This is a genomic window from Parapedobacter defluvii, from assembly GCF_014642075.1.
GTDB classification, from domain to species: domain Bacteria; phylum Bacteroidota; class Bacteroidia; order Sphingobacteriales; family Sphingobacteriaceae; genus Parapedobacter; species Parapedobacter defluvii.
Genome location: NZ_BMIK01000007.1, coordinates 88,165 through 108,143 on the forward strand (window position 1 = coordinate 88,165; position 19,979 = coordinate 108,143).

At 46.8% G+C, this 19,979-nt stretch carries 18 protein-coding genes; 1 reads left to right on the plus strand and 17 read right to left on the minus strand.

Annotated elements, in window-relative coordinates; translation table 11 throughout:
• Positions 1-10: 10 nt before the first annotated feature.
• The 11 genes from IEX60_RS11835 to IEX60_RS11885 form a co-directional block, all read right to left on the minus strand.
• A complete protein-coding gene (locus IEX60_RS11835) occupies positions 11-514 on the minus strand; it encodes an NADH-quinone oxidoreductase subunit C (protein ID WP_188750850.1) in 504 nt (167 codons plus the stop codon).
• Entirely contained in the window at positions 507-1,058 is a 552-nt protein-coding gene (locus IEX60_RS11840; RefSeq protein ID WP_188750852.1) for an NADH-quinone oxidoreductase subunit B, read from the minus strand. The genes IEX60_RS11835 and IEX60_RS11840 overlap by 8 nt, the downstream gene beginning before the upstream one ends.
• 122 nt (positions 1,059-1,180) lie before the next feature.
• Positions 1,181-1,558, minus strand: coding sequence for an NADH-quinone oxidoreductase subunit A (locus tag IEX60_RS11845; protein WP_188750854.1), 378 nt, complete (start codon positions 1,556-1,558; stop codon positions 1,181-1,183).
• 90 nt (positions 1,559-1,648) lie between these two features.
• Positions 1,649-3,382, minus strand: coding sequence for a tetratricopeptide repeat protein (locus IEX60_RS11850; protein ID WP_188750856.1), 1,734 nt, complete (start codon positions 3,380-3,382; stop codon positions 1,649-1,651).
• A gap of 29 nt (positions 3,383-3,411) precedes the next feature.
• Positions 3,412-4,323, minus strand: a complete 912-nt coding sequence (locus tag IEX60_RS11855) for a PstS family phosphate ABC transporter substrate-binding protein (RefSeq protein WP_188750857.1) — start codon at positions 4,321-4,323, stop codon at positions 3,412-3,414.
• A gap of 293 nt (positions 4,324-4,616) precedes the next feature.
• A complete protein-coding gene (locus tag IEX60_RS11860; RefSeq protein WP_188750860.1) occupies positions 4,617-5,450 on the minus strand; it encodes an energy transducer TonB in 834 nt (277 codons plus the stop codon).
• 22 nt (positions 5,451-5,472) lie between these two features.
• The gene (locus tag IEX60_RS11865) at positions 5,473-5,985 is read right to left on the minus strand and encodes an ExbD/TolR family protein (protein WP_188750862.1); all 513 of its coding nucleotides are present in this window, start codon (positions 5,983-5,985) and stop codon (positions 5,473-5,475) included.
• A gap of 33 nt (positions 5,986-6,018) precedes the next feature.
• Positions 6,019-6,648, minus strand: a complete 630-nt coding sequence (locus IEX60_RS11870; RefSeq protein WP_188750864.1) for an ExbD/TolR family protein — start codon at positions 6,646-6,648, stop codon at positions 6,019-6,021.
• A gap of 71 nt (positions 6,649-6,719) precedes the next feature.
• Positions 6,720-7,550 carry a MotA/TolQ/ExbB proton channel family protein gene (locus tag IEX60_RS11875; RefSeq protein ID WP_188750865.1) on the minus strand — a complete coding sequence of 277 codons (831 nt, stop codon included), beginning with the start codon at positions 7,548-7,550 and terminating at the stop codon, positions 6,720-6,722.
• A gap of 400 nt (positions 7,551-7,950) precedes the next feature.
• Positions 7,951-8,292: a translation initiation factor gene (locus IEX60_RS11880; protein ID WP_188750868.1), complete on the minus strand. Its 342-nt coding sequence runs from the start codon at positions 8,290-8,292 to the stop codon at positions 7,951-7,953.
• Between the two features lie 146 nt (positions 8,293-8,438).
• A complete protein-coding gene (locus tag IEX60_RS11885) occupies positions 8,439-9,326 on the minus strand; it encodes a diacylglycerol/lipid kinase family protein (RefSeq protein ID WP_229717544.1) in 888 nt (295 codons plus the stop codon).
• Positions 9,327-9,477: 151 nt separating this feature from the next.
• Between IEX60_RS11885 and metK the strand changes: the two genes are divergently transcribed.
• Entirely contained in the window at positions 9,478-10,731 is a 1,254-nt protein-coding gene (gene metK, locus IEX60_RS11890) for a methionine adenosyltransferase (protein ID WP_188750870.1), read from the plus strand.
• On the opposite strand, the gene fabD is transcribed toward metK, so the two are convergent.
• The 6 genes from fabD to IEX60_RS11920 form a co-directional block, all read right to left on the minus strand.
• Positions 10,726-11,610, minus strand: coding sequence for an ACP S-malonyltransferase (fabD, locus tag IEX60_RS11895; protein WP_188750873.1), 885 nt, complete (start codon positions 11,608-11,610; stop codon positions 10,726-10,728). The genes metK and fabD overlap by 6 nt on opposite strands.
• 117 nt (positions 11,611-11,727) lie before the next feature.
• Positions 11,728-14,607, minus strand: coding sequence for a ligand-binding sensor domain-containing protein (locus IEX60_RS11900; protein ID WP_188750875.1), 2,880 nt, complete (start codon positions 14,605-14,607; stop codon positions 11,728-11,730).
• 118 nt (positions 14,608-14,725) lie between these two features.
• Positions 14,726-17,155 carry a TonB-dependent receptor gene (locus tag IEX60_RS11905; RefSeq protein ID WP_188750877.1) on the minus strand — a complete coding sequence of 810 codons (2,430 nt, stop codon included), beginning with the start codon at positions 17,153-17,155 and terminating at the stop codon, positions 14,726-14,728.
• Between the two features lie 156 nt (positions 17,156-17,311).
• A complete protein-coding gene (locus tag IEX60_RS11910) occupies positions 17,312-18,967 on the minus strand; it encodes a PspC domain-containing protein (RefSeq protein ID WP_188750879.1) in 1,656 nt (551 codons plus the stop codon).
• A 14-nt stretch (positions 18,968-18,981) separates the two neighbouring features.
• Complete coding sequence (locus IEX60_RS11915) at positions 18,982-19,389, minus strand: PadR family transcriptional regulator (protein ID WP_188750882.1); 408 nt, start codon at positions 19,387-19,389, stop codon at positions 18,982-18,984.
• A 113-nt stretch (positions 19,390-19,502) separates the two neighbouring features.
• On the minus strand, positions 19,503-19,976 hold the full coding sequence (locus tag IEX60_RS11920) for a gliding motility lipoprotein GldH (protein WP_188750883.1): 474 nt from the start codon (positions 19,974-19,976) through the stop codon (positions 19,503-19,505).
• Between the last annotated feature and the right edge of the window lie 3 nt (positions 19,977-19,979).

A 19,979-nucleotide genomic window follows, 5' to 3' on the forward strand; every position in this document is an offset into this window, starting at 1 on the left:
TACATACCGCTTACCTTCCAAAGAAGTAGTCCTTTTTATCCATGCGATTGGGATCTTCCAGAGGATATTCTTTACGCATGGGGAATACTTCCATATCGTCTACGTTCAATATTCTGCGCAGGTCAGGATGTCCTACAAACTGGATTCCGAAGAAATCGTATGTTTCACGTTCCATCCAGTTAGCGCCATTCCAAAGCACAGTTGCCGTCGGGATCGCCGGATAACTGCCTTCTAAAAAGACCTTAATCCGGATACGTACGCCATTCACCAAGCTGTGCAGGTGATACACCACTGCAAATTCTTTCGGGAGATGGGGGTAATGAACTGCCGTGATATCGGTTAGATAACCAAACTGCAATTCCCCATTTGTTTTTAAAAATTCAAGGACGTCTAAGATATCCTCCTTACCGGTTTCCAGGGTCAACAAACCATAGGATTCTTCCAATGGATTGAACCGCCCTTCAAACCGGGAGTTAAGGCGCGCAATGATACTTTCGTTACTCAGCTTAGCCATGGGTAGTGAATCCGTATTTCTCCAGCAATGCTTTATACTCCGGCGTTTGCCTTCTGTTTAATGATTCGTTTTTTACAATTTCCTGTAAACGCATCACACCGTCAAGAATTGCCTCCGGCCTCGGAGGGCACCCGGGCACATATACATCCACCGGAATAATTTCATCAATTCCCTGTAACACGGAATAGGTATCAAATATCCCCCCACTGGATGCACAGGCTCCGACAGCAATTACCCACCTAGGTTCTGCCATCTGTGAATAGACCTGCCGGAGTACCGGTCCCATCTTCTTGGCAATGGTACCCATCACCATGAGCATATCGGCCTGCCGGGGTGAGAAACTATTACGCTCCATCCCGAAACGGCCAGCATCGTATGTTGCAGCCATGGTAGCCATAAACTCAATGCCGCAGCAGGAAGTCGCAAATGGTAACGGCCACAACGAGTTGGCTCGTGCCAAACCGATTGCCTTATCCAATGATGTCGCAAAAAAACCGGACCCTTGAATCCCCGGGGGAGCTTCCGCTAATTTTATATCACTCATTACTAACCCCTTACCTATCTAAAAACAAAAACCCATCAGTTACAAACTGATGAGTGCAAATCTACAATATATTGCCCTTTAATCCGGCTATTTATATTATTTAGAAACGTTCTAACAAATAGCTATTCCCAATCTAATGCCCTTTTTTTGATGACATAAATAAAGCCCAAAAGCAGTAAAGCCATAAATACAAACATTTCGATCAGTCCTGATAAACCGAACTCCCGGAAGTTAACCGCCCAGGGGTACATAAAAATGACTTCGATGTCAAAAATCACAAACAATATGGCAACAATAAAGTATTTGATGGAGAAAGGTTGCCTGGCATTCCCGATAACTTCCACCCCCGACTCGAACGACCCCAGTTTGGTGGCCGTCTTTACTTTGGGGCCGATGAAATGGGTCAACAAAATCACACCCACCGAAAATAATGTGGCTACACCAAATTGAATAAGAATGGGTAAATAATCCGCAGGTGTGCTCAATACTTCTGATTCCATATGCATAATCCTAAGATGCGCCAAAGCTAAAAAATAAAGCGCTAATTCTAAAATTAGCGCTCTATTGAATCTATAAAAACAGAAGTTTTTCTACTGACCGGAAGCTGCACCTGTCGACGCTGCAGACTCTTGTTCCAAATACTGCAAGGTTTGTTTCGCCCAGGTATTTCCAGGATCAAGCTTCAGAACCTCGCCGATCAAATCCCGGCCCTTTTGGTACTCGCCGCGCTTTACACTAACTACAGCAATTGTGCTGTACGCATCAATAAGTTTGCTCTTATTTTTCTGGATTTCAGCATCCCCTTTTTCTTTGACCATTTCAATATATTTCAGAAAATAAGGTTCAGCCAGGCCCTTCGGATTTTCGGTATCATCCAACAAATTATTTACGTTCGCACGGAACAAATAAGCATCCTGTGTAGTAGGCGCCTGTTCAATTACCACACCGAAGGCTGTATCAGCTTTATGCAACAGGGCGGTTTCTGCCTCTCCCCGTTGGGCTACCGGTTTGGTAGCTACGGCATAGTAAGCGGAATACCCCAAATAGAAGTTGTCGTAAATGAAATTCCTGGAAGTAGGCGTGGAAGCGGCAATTTCAAATACTTTGGAAGCATCCAGAAATTTCTTAGCCGTAAACAGCTCTTTACCCACATCGTTCAAATCGTTAGCAACAGACGAGTCGGCAGCTACCGCCTTCTTCAGCTGATTAATCCCTTCACTAAACAGGACTTCGTCAGTTGGGTCGCTTTGGGTAGCCAATTTGATGTCCGCCAATCCCAAATGCAAATAGTCGAGCTGAATGATCCGCTCAGCTTCAATCCGCGTAAACAGTTTATCTAAGGCATCTTTACTTTCCTGATACTGTTTATTTTCATAGGCTGAATACCCGAGGTAACGCAATACTTTCGGATTCACATCTTCCAACTGCGCCAACTCCGCTGCTTGTACTTGCAGCTCTTCGTAGTCCTTCACATATACCAAGAAGTCAGCATAACGAATCCGGGATTCTACCGTATAATCGGTCTTATCCATGTATTGCTTGTAGTAGTTCACGCCTTCACGGTTGCGCGCATTGTAAGCCACCGTATCGGTCGCTGTCAATGCCCAAGCACGATAGGTCTCTGCCAACTCGCGGTAAGTCGGTGCATAGTCCGGCACATCTGCTGCAATCTGCTTTAAGCCATCAATTGCCTCTTGCCAAGCATACGACCCACGGGTGATGACCTGCATCTGAACCCGGGCACGTGTCAATGTATTGTCCAACACCGATGCATCCCGGTAGTTTTTGTAGGCCATACTGTTATTTTTCAACCCGAAATACGCATCGCCCAATGCCAACGGAATCAACGGATCCTTGAGATTTTTAGCCTTTGCCTGATCCAGATACTCCACTGCTTTTTGGTAATCCGGATTCGGCGCATCGATATAAGCACGTCCGATGTGATACAGTTCCAAATAGTCCTTACGCTTGAGCTTTCCGGTCGCTTCTGCAAATTTAGTAGCAGCAGCGGCGGCGTCTTCTTTATACAGATCTATGATCCCTTTTCCCACCGTGTTCAGGTTTCCTTTCGGGTCTGCTGCAATCCCCTGATCAAAAACGGCTAAGGCTGAATCCAAGTGCTCATTATGTATGTATACAAGCCCTAAATAAAAATAATTCTCTCCATCTTTCGGCTTGTTCTTCACAAGCGTTTCCAACATTCCTTTCGCCTGGGCAAACTGTTCTGCATCAATTGCCTTCTTCGCATCGTCCAAACTCTGCGCACGTACCCCGGTAACCACAAAAGCAAGGGATATACCCCATATCATTGCTTTTTTCATCATGTTCATTCTATTTAGTTTAAACTTCTATTTTACTTCCTGATAATCAATTCTCTTGGCGGTATGCTATCCGGCAATAATCCGGCTTTCAAAATTACCCGCTGACCGGACTCCCCCGTCAGGTACGCTGCAAACCCCATGCCTAAACTCTTACGGGGTTCCGCGTTAATGATATAAACCGGCCGGGCCAACGCATATAGACTGTCTGCTAAATTAGATTGTGAAGGTTTATAATATCCTCCACCCGCCGGCTCACCCTCACGTCCTTTCACGCCCAATACCTTTATCCCCTCTACGTACTTCTTTATGCCATTATCGGGCCTTACAATCCAACTGACGCCGACCACACCGATTGACTGGGGTGTCTCATACACATACTTCAGCACATCAAGGTTCGACTTCAATGCATATACACCGTTCGCTGGCAACGAATCCACTCCCGCTAACTCCTTCAACAATCTCACCGTGCTAGAGTTCGGATTATCAAATACCAACTGATTCAGCGAACCGGTCGATTTTTCACCTCGCATGATTTTTACCAAGTGATCCAACGTGATTACCGAATCAGAAACCTGCTTATTGACAATAACAGCTACCGCATCTGTTGCAAACTTGTACACCCGGGGTGTAAACTTACGCGCTTTAAAGAACTGGTTTTCCTGTTCGGTCAATTGCCTCGTCAATACCGCCACCTCTACTTCCTTATTCAGCAGTTTGCGGATGATCTGGTTCTCCTGAGCGCTCGTTAATTCCACATTTGTGCGGTCATACAAATGCTCAAATACCGCTACTTGTTCCTCCATGACCGGAAGCAGTGTCTCGTCCGCTACCACCTCCACTTTACCACTAACAATGGTCTGAGCCCGCTTTGTTTCGGCGTTATTACAGGACCAAAAAGCAACTATCCCAAAGAAAACGAGCCGTAATAATACTAATTTTTTCACGGTTATGAAAAAATAACCAATTTTTTACAAAATCTCAACCCCACTATTTGCACTACCGATTTTGCCAAAGTCGCACAAATCGAAAAAAAGAGTAAACAACCAGTAGGACTCCAAACAATGTCCGCAGGGTCCTATCCAACTGAAGCGGAAAATCCTTCCAAAAAATAATTGCCATTCCCAACGCAAAATAAAAGCCGAACATAAATAGTCCCAAAACAGACAGAAACCGCTTGGTGGGCGATTTCTGTCTGCCATTTGTGTTTTGTTGATGCGGTTGCGATGCCAAGCTTTACCTATTGTTGAAGGTTAAGCCGGATGGGCAACGTATAAGCTACCCGAACCGGACGACCGTTCTGAATACCCGGACTCCACTTTGCTGCTTTGGAAAGAAGCTTTACCGCTGCGTCTCCCGTACCGTATTTCAAGTCTCTAACAACCTTTATATCAGTCAGACTTCCATCTCGCTCCACAACGAAAGACACCTGCACCTGACCATTCACACCAGCCTCAATGGCAGCCTGTGGATAATCATAATTTTTGGCAATCCATTCCATGAACGACTTCATTCCTCCCGGTGGTTCCGGATTGATTTCAACGGATTGGAAGATCTGGTCACTTGATGTTTCCGTTACTTCCGCGTCTATTTCGCCTTCACCTACCGGCAAATCAATCCGGATTTCCGCATTCGGATCCCCTTCAATGGTTTTTGATCCCGGATCTGCCAATTTAAGTTGCTCAACCGTGGGAGGTTCCTCATCCTGTACCTGTTCTGCGGGGACCACCTTCGGCTCGGGCATACGCACCTGGTCCACCCGGGGGGGAGGAGGTTCTACGGGTGGGGGGGGAGGAGGTTCCTCTTCATTTACGGGTGGCGGCTCTGAGAGCACCACCTCGGTCTCAATAATTTGCTCGGTCGGCTCATTACTACCCAAATCTACTCCAATCCACCGTGCAATCGCAGGTGATAATAAAAGCAGCACAAAAGCAATGGATGCCGAAAACAACCCGATGGTAGTAGCTCTGGGCGACAACTTACGGAGCTCATATGCACCATAAGCCTTGTTTCGACCGTCAAATACCACATCGAGCCATTCTTTCCTAAAAATATCCAATTTTGAACCTATCATAGCTATATTCTGTGGTTATTCATCAATCGTTATACAAGTTGTCCCGCTTCAATACTTCAATTTCCGGATCGCTGATGGTACCGATCATATAAATCGGTGCCTTGATGATATTCATTTCATCCAGTATATCCACCAAATTGCGGTGTGTCGATTTTTCACTGGGGCGTAGTACAATAATCAAGTCTTTCCCGGTCTGTTGCTTCACCTGCTCCATCTTTTTAATCAAGATGGGCCGGATCCCCTCTTTACCGTAATCGACAATTTCAGGCCCTTCGATAGGATTGCTGTAATCGCCATGATACCACTCGATCTTGTTGTTGCTGCCGAGCAGCAGCGTCAGGGTCCGGGTATCGGCTACCTCCAGCCTATCTTCCGGATCTTCTTCGTTCTTATCCGGCATCGCCACATCCATGGCATTCGGCTTGTTGATCGACGTGGTAAGCATGAAAAAGGTGATCAAGAGGAACGCCAAATCCACCATGGCCGTCAAGTCCACTCTTGGCTGCTGCTTACCGCCGGTATTTAATTCTGCCATTTGTTATTTCCTTTATTGTTAGACCGTATTGCCTTACATTCCTTCTCCGGCACGGAGACTGGTGATCAAGCTGAACTTGTTCACCTTTTGGCTTTGCAATACATCGATTACCTTTTTGATTTCAGGGTATTTCTCTTCGGCATCCCCTTTAATCGAAACCCTCATCTCGGTGTTTTTTAACTCCTTGGTTGCTACACGCGCTGAATAAATCCAATGGAACAGCTCATTGCTTAACGCATCGGTCGAGTCAACCGGGATTCCCGGTTGGAGCCCGGGCTTCACGCGGTCATTTGGCCCCATGTTAATCAATTGCTTTAAGTTACCTATCGGTACACCGAAAGTTTCCATCGTAGAAAACTTAGCCTTCTCTTCCGGTGTAAACGGTATGGAATATTTTTCAGACATGAGTTCAAGCATCCGGCTCCGTGCGTTCCGATTGACTACGCCAAAAAAGACTTTACCTCCGTCACCAACCGTTATCAGTCCTAAATCGTCATCCGGCACTTTTACCTGCGTAACCGATGCCGGTGTATCCACCGGCAATGGCTCAGGTTCCCGGGCCGTGGCTGTCAATATAAAAAACGTGAGCAGTAGAAAAGACACATCGCACATGGCGGTCATGTCTATTGTCGTACTTGCTCTCTTTACTTTAACCCTTGGCATATGTGTTTCGTTTTATCTTTACTTATAGATGCATCATCCACCGGCTTTCCATAAATTGCCGGAAATTATTTCTATTTATGCGAAGCCGCATACGTTTGGACGATGGAGAACCCAGCCTCATCTATTGAGTAGGTTAACGTGTCAATCTTGGAAGTAAAGATGTTATAGAATACAATTGCGATAGCAGACGTAGCAATACCCGTTGCTGTGTTAATCAACGCTTCGGAGATACCGTTTGCCAATTGTGCTGAATCAGGCGCACCACCGGTGGCAAGTGCCGAGAAGGCCTTGATCATCCCGGTTACCGTACCCAATAGACCCGTCAACGTACCGATGGACACCAAGGTAGCCATAATCGTCAGGTTTTTCTCGAGCATCGGCATTTCCAATGCAGTAGCTTCCTCAATTTCCTTCTGAATAGCTACGGTAGCCTGCTCCGTGTCGAGCGCCGGATTTGCTGACACATCTTTGTATTTCAACAAACCTGCTTTGATTACGTTCGCTACCGAACCCTGTTGTTTGTCACATTCCGAGATGGCCGAATCAATGTTACCGCCTCCGATAAGCGACTGGATTTTCCGCACGAAATTACCCACGTTACCTTTTCCGGAAGCCCGGCTGATTACGATAAAGCGCTCAATTGCAAAAACCCATACCATCAAGAACAACCCCAACAACACAGGAACCACATATCCTGCGTGGTAAACCATTCCTAAGTAATTGCCTTCTACCGGACGATTTTCAGGATTCCCGTCAACGAAGTTATTCGGATCACCCATAATATATCTCCATACCAATGCTCCGATAATGAAACAAATGATAATTGCCAGACTTGCAAAAACATTGGATGTTGAATTGCTCTTCTCCTTTTTAATTGTGCTTGTTTTTGGTGCGTTTGCCATCTTCTTGAATTTTTAGATTTTAATGTTGTTAATTATGATTTTTAAGTAATTTGTACAATTTAATCAGTCGCTAGCCACCATAATGGCTAAAGCAAATATAGTGTTTTAAAGTAAAAACAAAATGTCCCCGCCAATAATTGTTTAGTAAACTCTCTTTAAGCTTAAGGGATGCGCAGCAGCAGCATCAGCACACCCTAACATTCAATGCTCTTGTATTCACAAAGCAATTTCTGCACAATGAAAACTATTTTTTTTTGTAATTGCAAATTAAACATTCAAAATAAATAGGTTTTAGCAGCGCATAAATGGCAATCCTACATTTATTGATCTACCCAACCATCACCTTAATCTTCAATAAAGAACTAATTGTCAACAATTTAATCAGAAATATTGTCTTCTATTATCCACCGGCAAGTTTTACCCGGTATCCTTCATCACTGAGTAATTGCAGGATACGCTGCCTGAAATCCCCCTGAACAATAATCTCTCCGTCCTTCGTGCTGCCGCCAACGCCACATTTTTGTTTCAATTTTTTTCCCAAGGCTTCCAAATCGTCCGAAGTACCTACAAAGCCCGTCACCAATGTGACCGTTTTCCCCCCACGCATCTTCCGGTCCAACATCACCCGCAGTTGCTGTTTATGATTGGGTAGCGTCTCGGTCTCATCGCTATCCGCCTCCTGATAGGCAAAGGTTTCATCCGTAGAATATACGATACCGCTATACCGCTGTTTCTTTTTCATCGACTATTTTTTTCTCTATCGGCGATGAAGCTTGCATGAGCTAATCTAATATGCCTTTTTTTCTGAGCGGCCGCTCATGCAGGTTTCATATCTTTTACTAAACGGTGATTTTATCAATAAATTGTTTTAATGAAGCAATAAGTACCTCAGCAAAGAATACGCAGTGTACTGGGGTTAACCGTGATATCCAATACCGTACCCATTTCTCTGGGTTCCCCATCTACATGCACCGCATCAGCCCGCTCACGTTCAATACGGATCTGCTTACCAGGTATAATTTCCACATACTCCGATTGATCCGCTGTTTTGTTGAATAAGTGAAACAACATCATCGGAATGGTGTATAATGGAAACTTATGAATGATGCACACGTCGAGCACGCCATCTGTTACCGAGGCCTGTGGCGCTACATATGCGTTATTCCCATATTGTGGCGAATTGGCCACGCTGATCATGAATGCTTCCCGCTCCAAAATCTTCCCATCGATATCCAGCAGGTAACGTTTCGGCTTATATGTACTGATTTCACTTACCACCGCTTTCAGGTATCCGATCGGCCCACGGATGTTATCGCTGGCAAACCGATCACTTACCGATGCATCAAAACCGATGCCCGCCATGTTGAAAAAAGCCAGTCCGTTGATCGTACCGCTATCAATGGTCATGGTTTCAAACCGATTTAGCCGCCGCACCGCCGCACGCTCATTTAGCGGGATTCCCAGGTATAGTGCCAACCCGTTGCCCGATCCTTCCGGGATAATTCCCAATGCGGTTTCCGTACCGTTCAATGCCGATGCAATTTCGTTAATGGTTCCGTCACCTCCCACTGCCACCACCAGATCAACCCCATCTTTTACAGCCTCTTTGCTCAGTTGGTTTGCATGGCCCGCACATTCTGTAAAGACAAATTGAGCATCGTACAAGCCCATATCAAGGCCCTCACGAGCTCGCTTTTCAAAACCCTTTTTCTTCTTGCCCCCCGATATCGGATTGACAACAAATAAAACACGCTTTTTCTTTATCACGGCCTTCATGAACACCCGTTTATCTCCGCAAATGTATTAGCATTATCCATATAAACTACCCGACCCCCTAATATTTTATATAAAATTAATATAAGGAGAGAGTCTCAGTTTTGAAAACGCCAAAAGTATCGTAGCTTTGCTGCCGAAATTACAAAGCGACATGCCTTATTTATTTACTTCAGAATCTGTTTCAGAAGGGCATCCCGACAAGATTGCCGACCAAATTTCCGATGCGCTTATCGACAATTTCCTCGCTTGGGATTCCGATGCGCGCGTGGCGATTGAGACCCTGGTTACCACCGGGCAAGTTGTATTGGCCGGCGAGGTTAAATCCAAGATATACCTGGATGTTCCAAAGATTACACGTGCAGTCATCGAACGTATTGGGTATACCAAATCCGAGTATATGTTTGAAGCAAACTCGTGCGGTATTCTTTCTGCTATCCATGAACAGTCGCCAGATATTAATCAAGGCGTAGATCGCAAAGAAAAGCAGGAACAAGGCGCAGGCGACCAAGGCATTATGTTTGGATACGCCAACAATGAGACCGAAAATCTCATGCCCCTCGCATTGGATCTTGCACATCGGCTATTGCATGAACTTGCCGCCTTACGTCGTGAAAACAGAGAAATCACTTACCTCCGGCCGGACTCCAAGGCCCAGGTAACGTTGGAATATGACGATAACCACAAACCCATTCGAATCGATGCAATTGTGGTATCCACCCAGCACGACGACTTCGATACCGAAGAGGCAATGCTGGCCAAGATTAAATCAGATGTGGTCAATGTCCTGGTTCCCCGGGTAAAAGCCCAGTTGAAACCTGAACTGCAACATCTGTTTACAGATGACATCAAATACCACATCAATCCTACGGGCAAGTTTGTCATTGGCGGTCCCCACGGTGATACCGGATTGACGGGAAGAAAAATCATTGTAGATACCTACGGAGGCAAAGGCGGCCACGGTGGTGGCGCCTTCTCGGGCAAAGACCCGTCCAAAGTAGACCGTTCGGCTGCATATGCAACCCGGCATATTGCCAAAAATCTCGTCGCGGCGGGTGTGGCAGACGAACTGTTGGTTCAGATATCCTATGCTATCGGGGTGAAAGATCCCATCGGTATTTATGTCAACACGTATGGAACGTCCAAAGTAGGATTATCAGATGGCGAAATCGCCCGTAAAATCCACGAGTTGTTTGACATGACACCTTATGGTATCGAAACACGTCTGAAACTACGCAGTCCCATTTACTCAGAAACCGCCGCTTATGGCCACATGGGGCGTGAACCCCGCACCGTGACCAAGACATTCGAGAACAGCAACGGAGAGACGATATCCTTGGAAGTCGAATTATTCACCTGGGAAAAACTCGACCACGTAGCGCAGGTAAAAGCCGCTTTTGGGTTATAAAACTGCTGCGGAAGTTTCGGCCTGCCGGTTTATTTTCTTCACAAGCCCTTGCAACACGTTGCCGGGCCCCACTTCGGTAAAGGATGTAGCTCCGTGTTCGATCATATGGAGGATGGTTTGTGTCCATCGCACCGGGCCGGTAAGCTGCTCAATCAAGTTCTGTTTAATTTCATCGGGATTGGTATGGGGCTTTGCATCGATATTCTGATACACGGGACATACCGACTCCCGGATTTCAACCGCCTCTATTGCCGCCTGTAGCTCCACCTTAGCCGCTTCCATTAAAGGAGAATGAAATGCCCCCCCCACGTTCAGTTTGAGTGCCCGCTTAGCACCTGCTTCCAGCAGCAGCTCGCACGCTTTCTCGATCCCCGAAACCGTTCCGGAAATCACCAGCTGCCCGGGGCAGTTGTAATTAGCAGGCACCACAACATCGCTGATCCGCTGACAGATATCTTCCACCGTGAAATCGTCAAGTCCGAGGATAGCCGCCATCGTCGAAGGTTGGATTTCTGTGGCCTTTTGCATCGCATTCGCACGGGCTGCCACCAGCCGAAGGCCGTCTTCGAAATTCAATGTGCCTGCCGAAACCAGTGCCGAAAATTCGCCCAGTGAATGGCCGGCTACCATCTGTGGGTGGAATGCCTTACCCATCGCTTTTGCCAGAATCACGGAATGGAGAAAAATAGCCGGCTGCGTTACCCGGGTCTGTTTCAAATCTTCATCTGTGCCCTCAAACATGACATCTGTAATACGGAAACCCAAAATCTCATTAGCCTGTTCAAACAGAAACTTCGTCTCTTCGCTGTGGTTATAAAGATCCCTGCCCATGCCAACAAATTGGGCTCCTTGTCCGGGAAAGATGTATGCTTTCTTCATGTCGTTGTTCAGTTTAATTTAATACAGGTATCGTCTACAGATGCTTGCAAAGATATTATTACCTTGTCAAACATCGAACCTAATTTTCATTTTATATCCGAGGCCGGGCAATGCCGTCTATACCTCCATTAAAAACTCCGTAAGATTTTTCGTATGCGGCAGATTCAGTTTTTTCCGCAGCCGGTAACGCCTGATTTCCACACCCCGGGTCGTGATATTCAGCAAGGAAGCGATCTCTTTACTGCTCATGCTCATGCGCAGATATGCACACAGTTTCAGGTCGTTGGGTACCAGCTCCGGATAATCTGCCTTCAGTTTCTTGAAAAAGTTTTCATGGGCTTCATTAAAACTTTCTTCGAATAGGTTCCAATCCCGCTCGTCGCTACGGGCATCTTCAATGATTTTATTGATTCTCCGTAGTTGCTCTCCCGATAGCTTACGCCCCTCACCATCCTTCAGTTCCAACAGCTCTTCATACACATTGTTTAATAGCTCATTTTTATAAACAATGTTCATTGCCGAATTGGCTAATTCGCGGTTTTTACTGGCCAGTTCCTGCTCCAATTGTTCATTTTTGAGTTTGATGAGCCGCTGTTCATTCGCTTCAGCCTCCTTCCTCAGCAATTCCTGTTGCTGCCTGCTCATGTTTTCCTGCACCAACCTGCGGTGTTTCTGTATCTTATGCTGGTACCATCCACGCCCGGCAATCAAAAGAAAGAAAAACACCGCGGCATACAGTACCCAGGCCGCCCAGGAAAGATACCAGGGCGGTAAAATCGTGAACCGGAAATCGGTGATGCTTGATAAGGTTCCATCCGGCGCCATGGCCCGTACCCGGAACGTATAGTCGCCCTGTCCCAGGTTGGTAAATTCCTTCTGTGCAGCCTCGTCCCATTCAGACCAGGTTCGCGAATACCCCTTGAGGTAAAATTGATACCGCAGGGGAACAGAGCTATACCAGGGCGACGCATAGGTGATACGGAGATTATTATGCCGGAAGGGTATTCCCGGAACCGTGTCCTTACTATACCACCTGCCCGAAAGACTGTCGGTAATGTTGCGAACCGTACGGATCAGGGGGCGCGGCAAGCGGGGTGTGGCAACCGCAGAATCACCAGCCTGGTAAATTGCAAAACCGTCGTCCAAACCCATCAGGTATACATCTTCTTCAATCCGATTGACATTTTCATAGTAGTTCATCATCCGGCCATTGAGCACGGCAAATTGCGTGGAATCCACGTGTACCATCCCCTTTGGGCCGAAGTAAACCAATGAAATCCGCGCACGGTTAATAAACCAATAACGGTGGGCACCCGCAGGAATGACTTTATTAGAAAAGGCAAAAGACCCCAGTTGTTCGTTGAGCTGATCGTACCGATAAAACCGGTCTGTGATGTCATCGTGCCGGTAAAATCCGCTATCCGTGGCAAAAACCGGACTGCCACCCAATTCAAATACATTTAGAAATGTACTATGGGGCAAGCCATTGGCAGAATCATACACATGGACCTGCTTCACCGTGCGAAGTGCACTGTCCAGCAAGACCAATCGTAATCCCTTGTATCCGCTTGCCCAAACCTCGGTTTCCGAAATGGGTTCGATAAATTGGGTTGGATCTCGGTAACCGTCCACGCGGTGTACAAATTGCCATCCCTTCGCCGTCTTATTGAAAACGGTCAATCCGGTATATGTACCCTGCAACAGCGTATTCGGCCGACCGGCCAACTGCCGCAATACCCAGCCTCCGGTAACGGGCGACAGTCGTTCAAGCCGATTGCCCGATATCCGGAATGTACCGTCGTTATGACCGCAAAGCAATTCACCGTCGACAATCGTCAGGTCCCATACCTGTCCCTGCGACCCCTCGATCAGCGTAAATGAGAAAGGCCGGTATCCATCTGTTGGCCATGGGCTGTAAAAAAGCCCCTGATTGGTTCCCAGGTAAATGTTGCCACCAAAAATCTGGGCGGTATAAACCGTACCGATACTTCCGCTGTTGTCGGTATAATAATAGATAGGTGCATTGATTTCTATCCGGTCTATTCCGTTGTCCAATCCTACCCAAATATTTTGCTGAAGATCGGCATGAATACCCAGCACGGTATTGTTTTGCAAGCCATTGCCCTTATGGATATGCTGTACGATATGGCCCGATTCGTCAATGATCACAACCCCCTGCAGAATTGTACCGAAAGCGTAATAACGATCCAATACCTTCAACCCGTTATTAAGTTGTGCAGCCTGCAATAAACCATCGGCAGCATTTTGCCACTTATGGATGATGCCGTTGCTATCCATCCGGAACAGGCCGGATTTAGAAGTACCGATCAGGATTTCTTTTTCCCTGCCGAAGGGCAGCATGGTAAGCACATTGGCTCCTTTCAAAATATCCTTATTCCGTACCGGAACCAGTGCATTTCCTTGTAATTCATGGATACCGTCGGGAATCAGCTCAATAAATGTCCTTCCCCGTACGTGATGCAGAAAAAGAAAAGGTTGTCCATTGCCTTTAACCGTCTGTAAATGATTATCTTCGTAGATATATAACGTGGAAAACGACTGAAAAAGCACCCGGTCGCCATCAATGATGATTTTCCAGATTTCATCCCAAACGGCATCTTCCCGATTCAACAGGCGACTGATTGAATGATACTGCATCTGTCCGCTTCCGGTATTCTCCCAATAGCCAAACTCCGCCAGCCCACCCGTATAGACCCTTCCTGAACTATCCACCGCTACGCTCCGGACCGTACTTTTGTTGGGAAGGGAATGCAGGGTCCAATATTGTCCGTCAAACACCAACAGTCCATCTGCATTGGCAATATACATTATGCCGTCTTTTCCCGCCGCCACCGCCCAGTTTTGGTTGCCCGCTTTGTATTCTGCTTTGGGATATTGCTGTACCAGGGGCGAACCAATACGCGGTATTTCCTGCGCATTAATAACGCCAAGGCAGAGCATAGCAGACAGGGTGGTTATTAAAGATTTCCTGCGCATACCACGAAGATAAATAAACTAAAGAATTTTGTATCGAACAGCCAATGTACGAATGCAAAAAAACCGCCGCCGATTCACATCAGCGGCGGCGAACCACAAATTTATATGCCCAAACACACTAAGGCATATTTATACGGCTTTTTTCCTCGCTCTGGGTTTCACGGCGGGCGCCGTTTTTCAGATTCCCAAAACTGTAGGTGAAGGTAAGCCGCACAACCCTTGTCTCGTTTTTCTGATTGATAACTGCATTCATGTTGTTATAACGTGTCCGCACATCCTGTATGCGGGTGTCGAAAATGTCACTTACAGAAAGCTTTAAATTGGCTTTCTTATTGTAAAAAGATTTATTCAGCCCGGCATCGGCCGACCATTGTGCACCGATATGATATACGCTGTAAATCAATGACGACTGATAATTGACCGATGCTTCGGCTGTCAATGTACTCAGAATATTAAATGTATGGTTGCTTCGCAGCTGCCAAGCAAACTGTCCCTGCTCCAGATAGTCGCCGTTCAGTGGTCCCTTAAACCCCATGTAGAAGGCATTCAGGTTAGTCGTGGTATTCCAGTATTTGGCTATCTTGATAGGTAAATTGAGGTTGGCAAACCAAACTTCCTGCATAGCTAGGTTATCATGGGTTACCCACGTACGTTTGGTCACTGGCTCTTGATTCATGGATTCCGCAATCACATCATTTGTACGGTTATACCCCGCACTCAGGTGATATTTTTGTTTCAGGGTATAAGAGGCCTCAAATGCATGTGTATATTCCGGTCTGAGGTAAGGATTACCTCGCTCGAAGGTATATTGATCAAGAAAATATTCAAAGGGATTAAGGTTGCCGTAGTTTGGCCTGTTAATCCGTTTGCTGTATGAGAGTCCTGTTTGGTGATCATCGGAAATGTTGTAATTGATAAACAAGCTTGGGAAGAAATCAATATAGTCTCGTTTCACACGGTTGGCCATGGTGATGGAATTACCGTCTGAAAGTGTATATTCGCCGCGTAGCCCCGCTTGGGCACCCCATTTACCCAACTGCATGCTGTAGTTGACATAAGCGGCCGCTACCTGTTCCTCATACAGAAAGTGATTGGTTCTCCCTGCATCATTCTGCCAGTTTCCACTTGCCTGATTTTCGAACCGCATGTCATTGTCGGACGAAACATTGCTGTATTTCAACCCTGTTTCTATTTTATTCTTTTTGCCTAAGGGGTGAGTATAATCTACCTTGGCAACCCGGATATCAACAATGGTGGGCATGTCACTGCGCGACAGCAGCGGATCGTCTTTCATTGCTCCGGAAGGCAGGTAAAATGTGTTGTTGTAGTTGGCACGGTTGTGATTCGAAAACCGAGACACATCCACATCTGCAACCAGTTTCCGGCCGTTGCTGTCAATGGTAAATTGGTTATTTAAATTTACCGCAAAACTCGTATAGCTGCCTTCGAAAATCGAGGCCGTGGATAGGGTAGAATCCGGAGCGACCAGCGTGCGGCCAATCAACGTATTGCTTGAATTGTCGTTGTTATTACCGCTAATATAACCACTCAGTAGAACGCCAATCACGTTCCTGTCTGAAGTACTGTAGTCAACACCTGCCCGGTAATTGTGGCTACGATTCCAACGGTTAAAATTGGCAAATTGCTGAAAATCTGTATTGCCGTTATCCTGCACGACAGAACGGAAAATATCAAACTCGTTCCCGCCTCGGTTATTCAGGTAACTGTAGGTTCCGAACACATTGAAGCGGCCCGCCTTGTGGTTGAGGTTGAGGGAAGTATTGGCTTTATGGCCAACACCATAGCCCGTCCCAAGGGTGAAAGTGCCATTGGTGCCGGCCATGCGGTTTTTCTTCAGTACAATATTGATCATGCCAGCCGTACCGGAAGCATCGTATTTGGAAGAAGGGTTGGTGATCAACTCAATGGACTTGATTGTATTACCATCTGTATTGCGCAGGAAATTGGCGAGCTGCTCCGCTGAAAGATATGTTTGTTTACCATCGATCATTACCGTCACTCCCTGTTTGCCCATGAGGCTGATGTTATCATCTTTGTCTACCGTTACCCCCGGAGAGCGCTCAAGGATATCCATCGCGGTATTGCCGGCGGCAAGCGTAGAATTTTCCACGTTGACCACCAACATATCCGGCTTGCGTTCTACCAATGGCCGTTGCGGGGCAGTTACCGCTACTTCTGCCAGCACGGTATTTGTACTTTTAAGCAACAATACCCCGAGATCCTGGGTGCCGGCAGCAGCGGTAATCTTCACCACCTGGCTGACTGCATCTGCATAGCCCACCAACACCGCGGAAACCCGGTACTCGCCCGGTGTGACATTCACAAAAACATAGTTGCCGCTTGCATCGGGAAAAGCCGTCTTTAAGACCGTAGAATCTTTTGCCCGCAGTAAGTTGACCGTTGCCAGGTCCAACGGCGCATTCCGCTCATCCACTACGGCACCCCTCAGGGTCACTTCCTGAGCATATACTTTCGTATACACCGAAACGGTAAGCAGTAGCATGTTGAGGAGGCTTATATATTTCATGTCTGTATGCTTGGCACAGCGATCCCCGCTATCAAAAAGCAATCTGCTTTTTAATACGGCATCGTTCTTTGCTAGGTATTGGAGAATGTTAAACTATGTTATTTGTACTCGTATATAAGACGCCACAATGTGCCGAAAAGTTGCACCGATCCTGAATTAATTTTGGATTGTAACCGTATCGGCACCGGCAGTGCTCCCCGTACGCAACGTATCCATCGGTTCCGGACGCTCCTCGACTGATGGGATAGCCATTGCACACTTTAAGCCTGATTCCTGCATAATCCATTCGGTTTTATCGGGCCGGCTCCCATCTGGATACTGATAATTGTCTTCACACTGGTTAAATGGCAGATCCGAAATATGCCGCTGGAGCTCCCTGTCAATAACAAGCCGGGCCCCTACCGGAATATTCAATTTCAGGTACAACCGCTGGTCGCGCATGAGATCGTCATCCGCCAAGCTGAAATGGCTGTCGAAAATCAGCCTGTCTGCCTGCTGCTGGAAATGATAGTTGATCCTACCCGCACGTTCGGCAGCAAGTTCATAGGTTATCCCATGTGCTGAATATTCGTAAGTAAGGGAAGGAGATTGGGTGGAATCCACTTTTACGATGCGCATATACATTCGGCTTTGCCACTCCATCATATTGCGGTTGCGGATGACGGCACGTTGCCGGATAAATGAGGTACGGTCGGCAGAATCACTTTGTAACCGGATAACCGTCATATCGTTTTTTGACAGGTGGTATACGGGTTGTCTTTCCAACGGACGTTCCTCAACCACCGTGCTTTCCTCCCGGAAGTCGTTGACCGTACGGACCCCATACACCGTCGTGAATCCCACCGCGATCAGCCAGATGACCAACAAGGTAAAGCCTGTATATTGTCCCATCGCCGATCTATTAAACACGATCCGGATAACCAATGCCACCAATGCAATGAAAGGAATAATCGCAACAAAAAGTGCGCTGACTAGCATTGGCGTACGGTAGGCTGGCTCGACAACGTTGAGGGGGAACATCGCCATGTCTGTATCACTGCCAAAGAAACCGAAGGAAGCTACGATACTGATGACCAAGACGACCAGACCGCCACATAGGCCGACCAGGAACAATACACCGATTACCTTAGCCAGGACGATAAAGGCTCTCATCAGGAAATTTCCGGCCGAGTTCAAGCCCCTCTTAAGCCCTTCCTCGGCCCCGGTAAAATTTGAGCGGAGGCCCTCCATCTCCTCCTGAAAGCTGCGTTTGAAGTTTTGCAGATTGGGGGTCTCTCCCCGCATGGCCATGCGATCGGCGCGGGTGCGGGCCAAGGGCATCACAATCCACAGGATGATGTACAGCAGGAATCCCGCCCCCCCGAAAATAAACATCAACACAAGAATAAGCCGGACCCACCGCGATTCGATACCAAAATAATGGCCCAATCCGCTACATACGCCTCCGAACACTTTGTCATCAGGGTCCCTCATCAGCTTGCGCTGTCCACTTGCCGGCGGAATCTCGTAGGTGTCATCGAGCGGTGTATAGGCTTCGTCGGGATCGCCAGCTTCGAAATCACTGACCCTTCCCATCTGGGCGATCACGTCATTGACATCCTGCATCGTGATGACTTCCTTTTTGCCTTGTACAATACGTTCATTGAACATCTCGGCGATCCGGTTTTCAATATCACCCACAATTTCGTGACTATCCGCCGTATAGCCAAAGTGCCGCTTTACATCGATCATATAGGTGCGGAGCACTTCGTAAGCATCTTCCTCAATGTGAAAAACAATGCCGTTTATATTAATAATGATGGTCCTGTTCATTTTTTTGTGGTTTTTTATTCTTCGTTTTCTGATGGATCTTGATGGTTATCGTCTACCGGGGTTCCCTGCCTGGCGTCTGATGTTTCTCTTCCCACACGCCCTTCCATAGATGTCTTCACGGCGAAGACCAATTCTTCCCAGGTCGTATCCAATTTGTTGAGTACTTCCAGACCAGCAGGTGTAATCTGGTAATATTTGCGAGGGGGGCCTGAGGTGGATTCCTTCCAACTGTAACTTAGCAGTCCGTTATTTTTAAGCCGGGTTAACAAGGGATATAAAGTACCCTCTACCACCAGCAACCGCGCTTTCTTCAGCTCGCCGATGATGTCTGAGGCATAAATCTCACCCCGCGAGATAATTGAAAGGATACAGTATTCCAGTATCCCCTTCCTCATTTGGGTTTGCGTATTATCTACTATCATAATACAAAGATATATGTTTTATTTTGTACTATGCAATACATAGTAGTATATAGAAACATAAATTATTGGTAATCAATAATAAAAAATAAAATCAATCGATTGAGATTATCGGATTACTCGGCAGGTTCGATGCGGATCCCTACATCAGTGATTTCAAGCAGGGGATTCTCACGCATATTTTGTTCTAGGGTAAATACATAATTTCCCGTATCCGGAAGGCGGATAGCTTCCTTGATCAGTTGCTGATGCGTATAGACACTTCCAGTGCTGCGGCCCAACCACCTACCATCGGGTTCGGCCAGCTCCAATTCAAACCTTTCGGTTGTATCACGCCCGTTGGGCAGGCGTTGATGCAACAAGATAAATACGTTGGAGTACTTATAACCGGGCGTGTGCCTCAGATTAAGGTAGATATTATACGGCCGGGTAATATCGGTAATATGTGCGGTCAGCTGAGGTTGATCTTCGTAGCGCCAGGCACGATCGGTGATGGCAACATTCTGATCCAGAACCGCAGTATCCGTACAGGACAATGCGCCGGAGGTCATTAGGAAAATACCAAGTAAGGTTGTCCACTTAATGCCCATCGG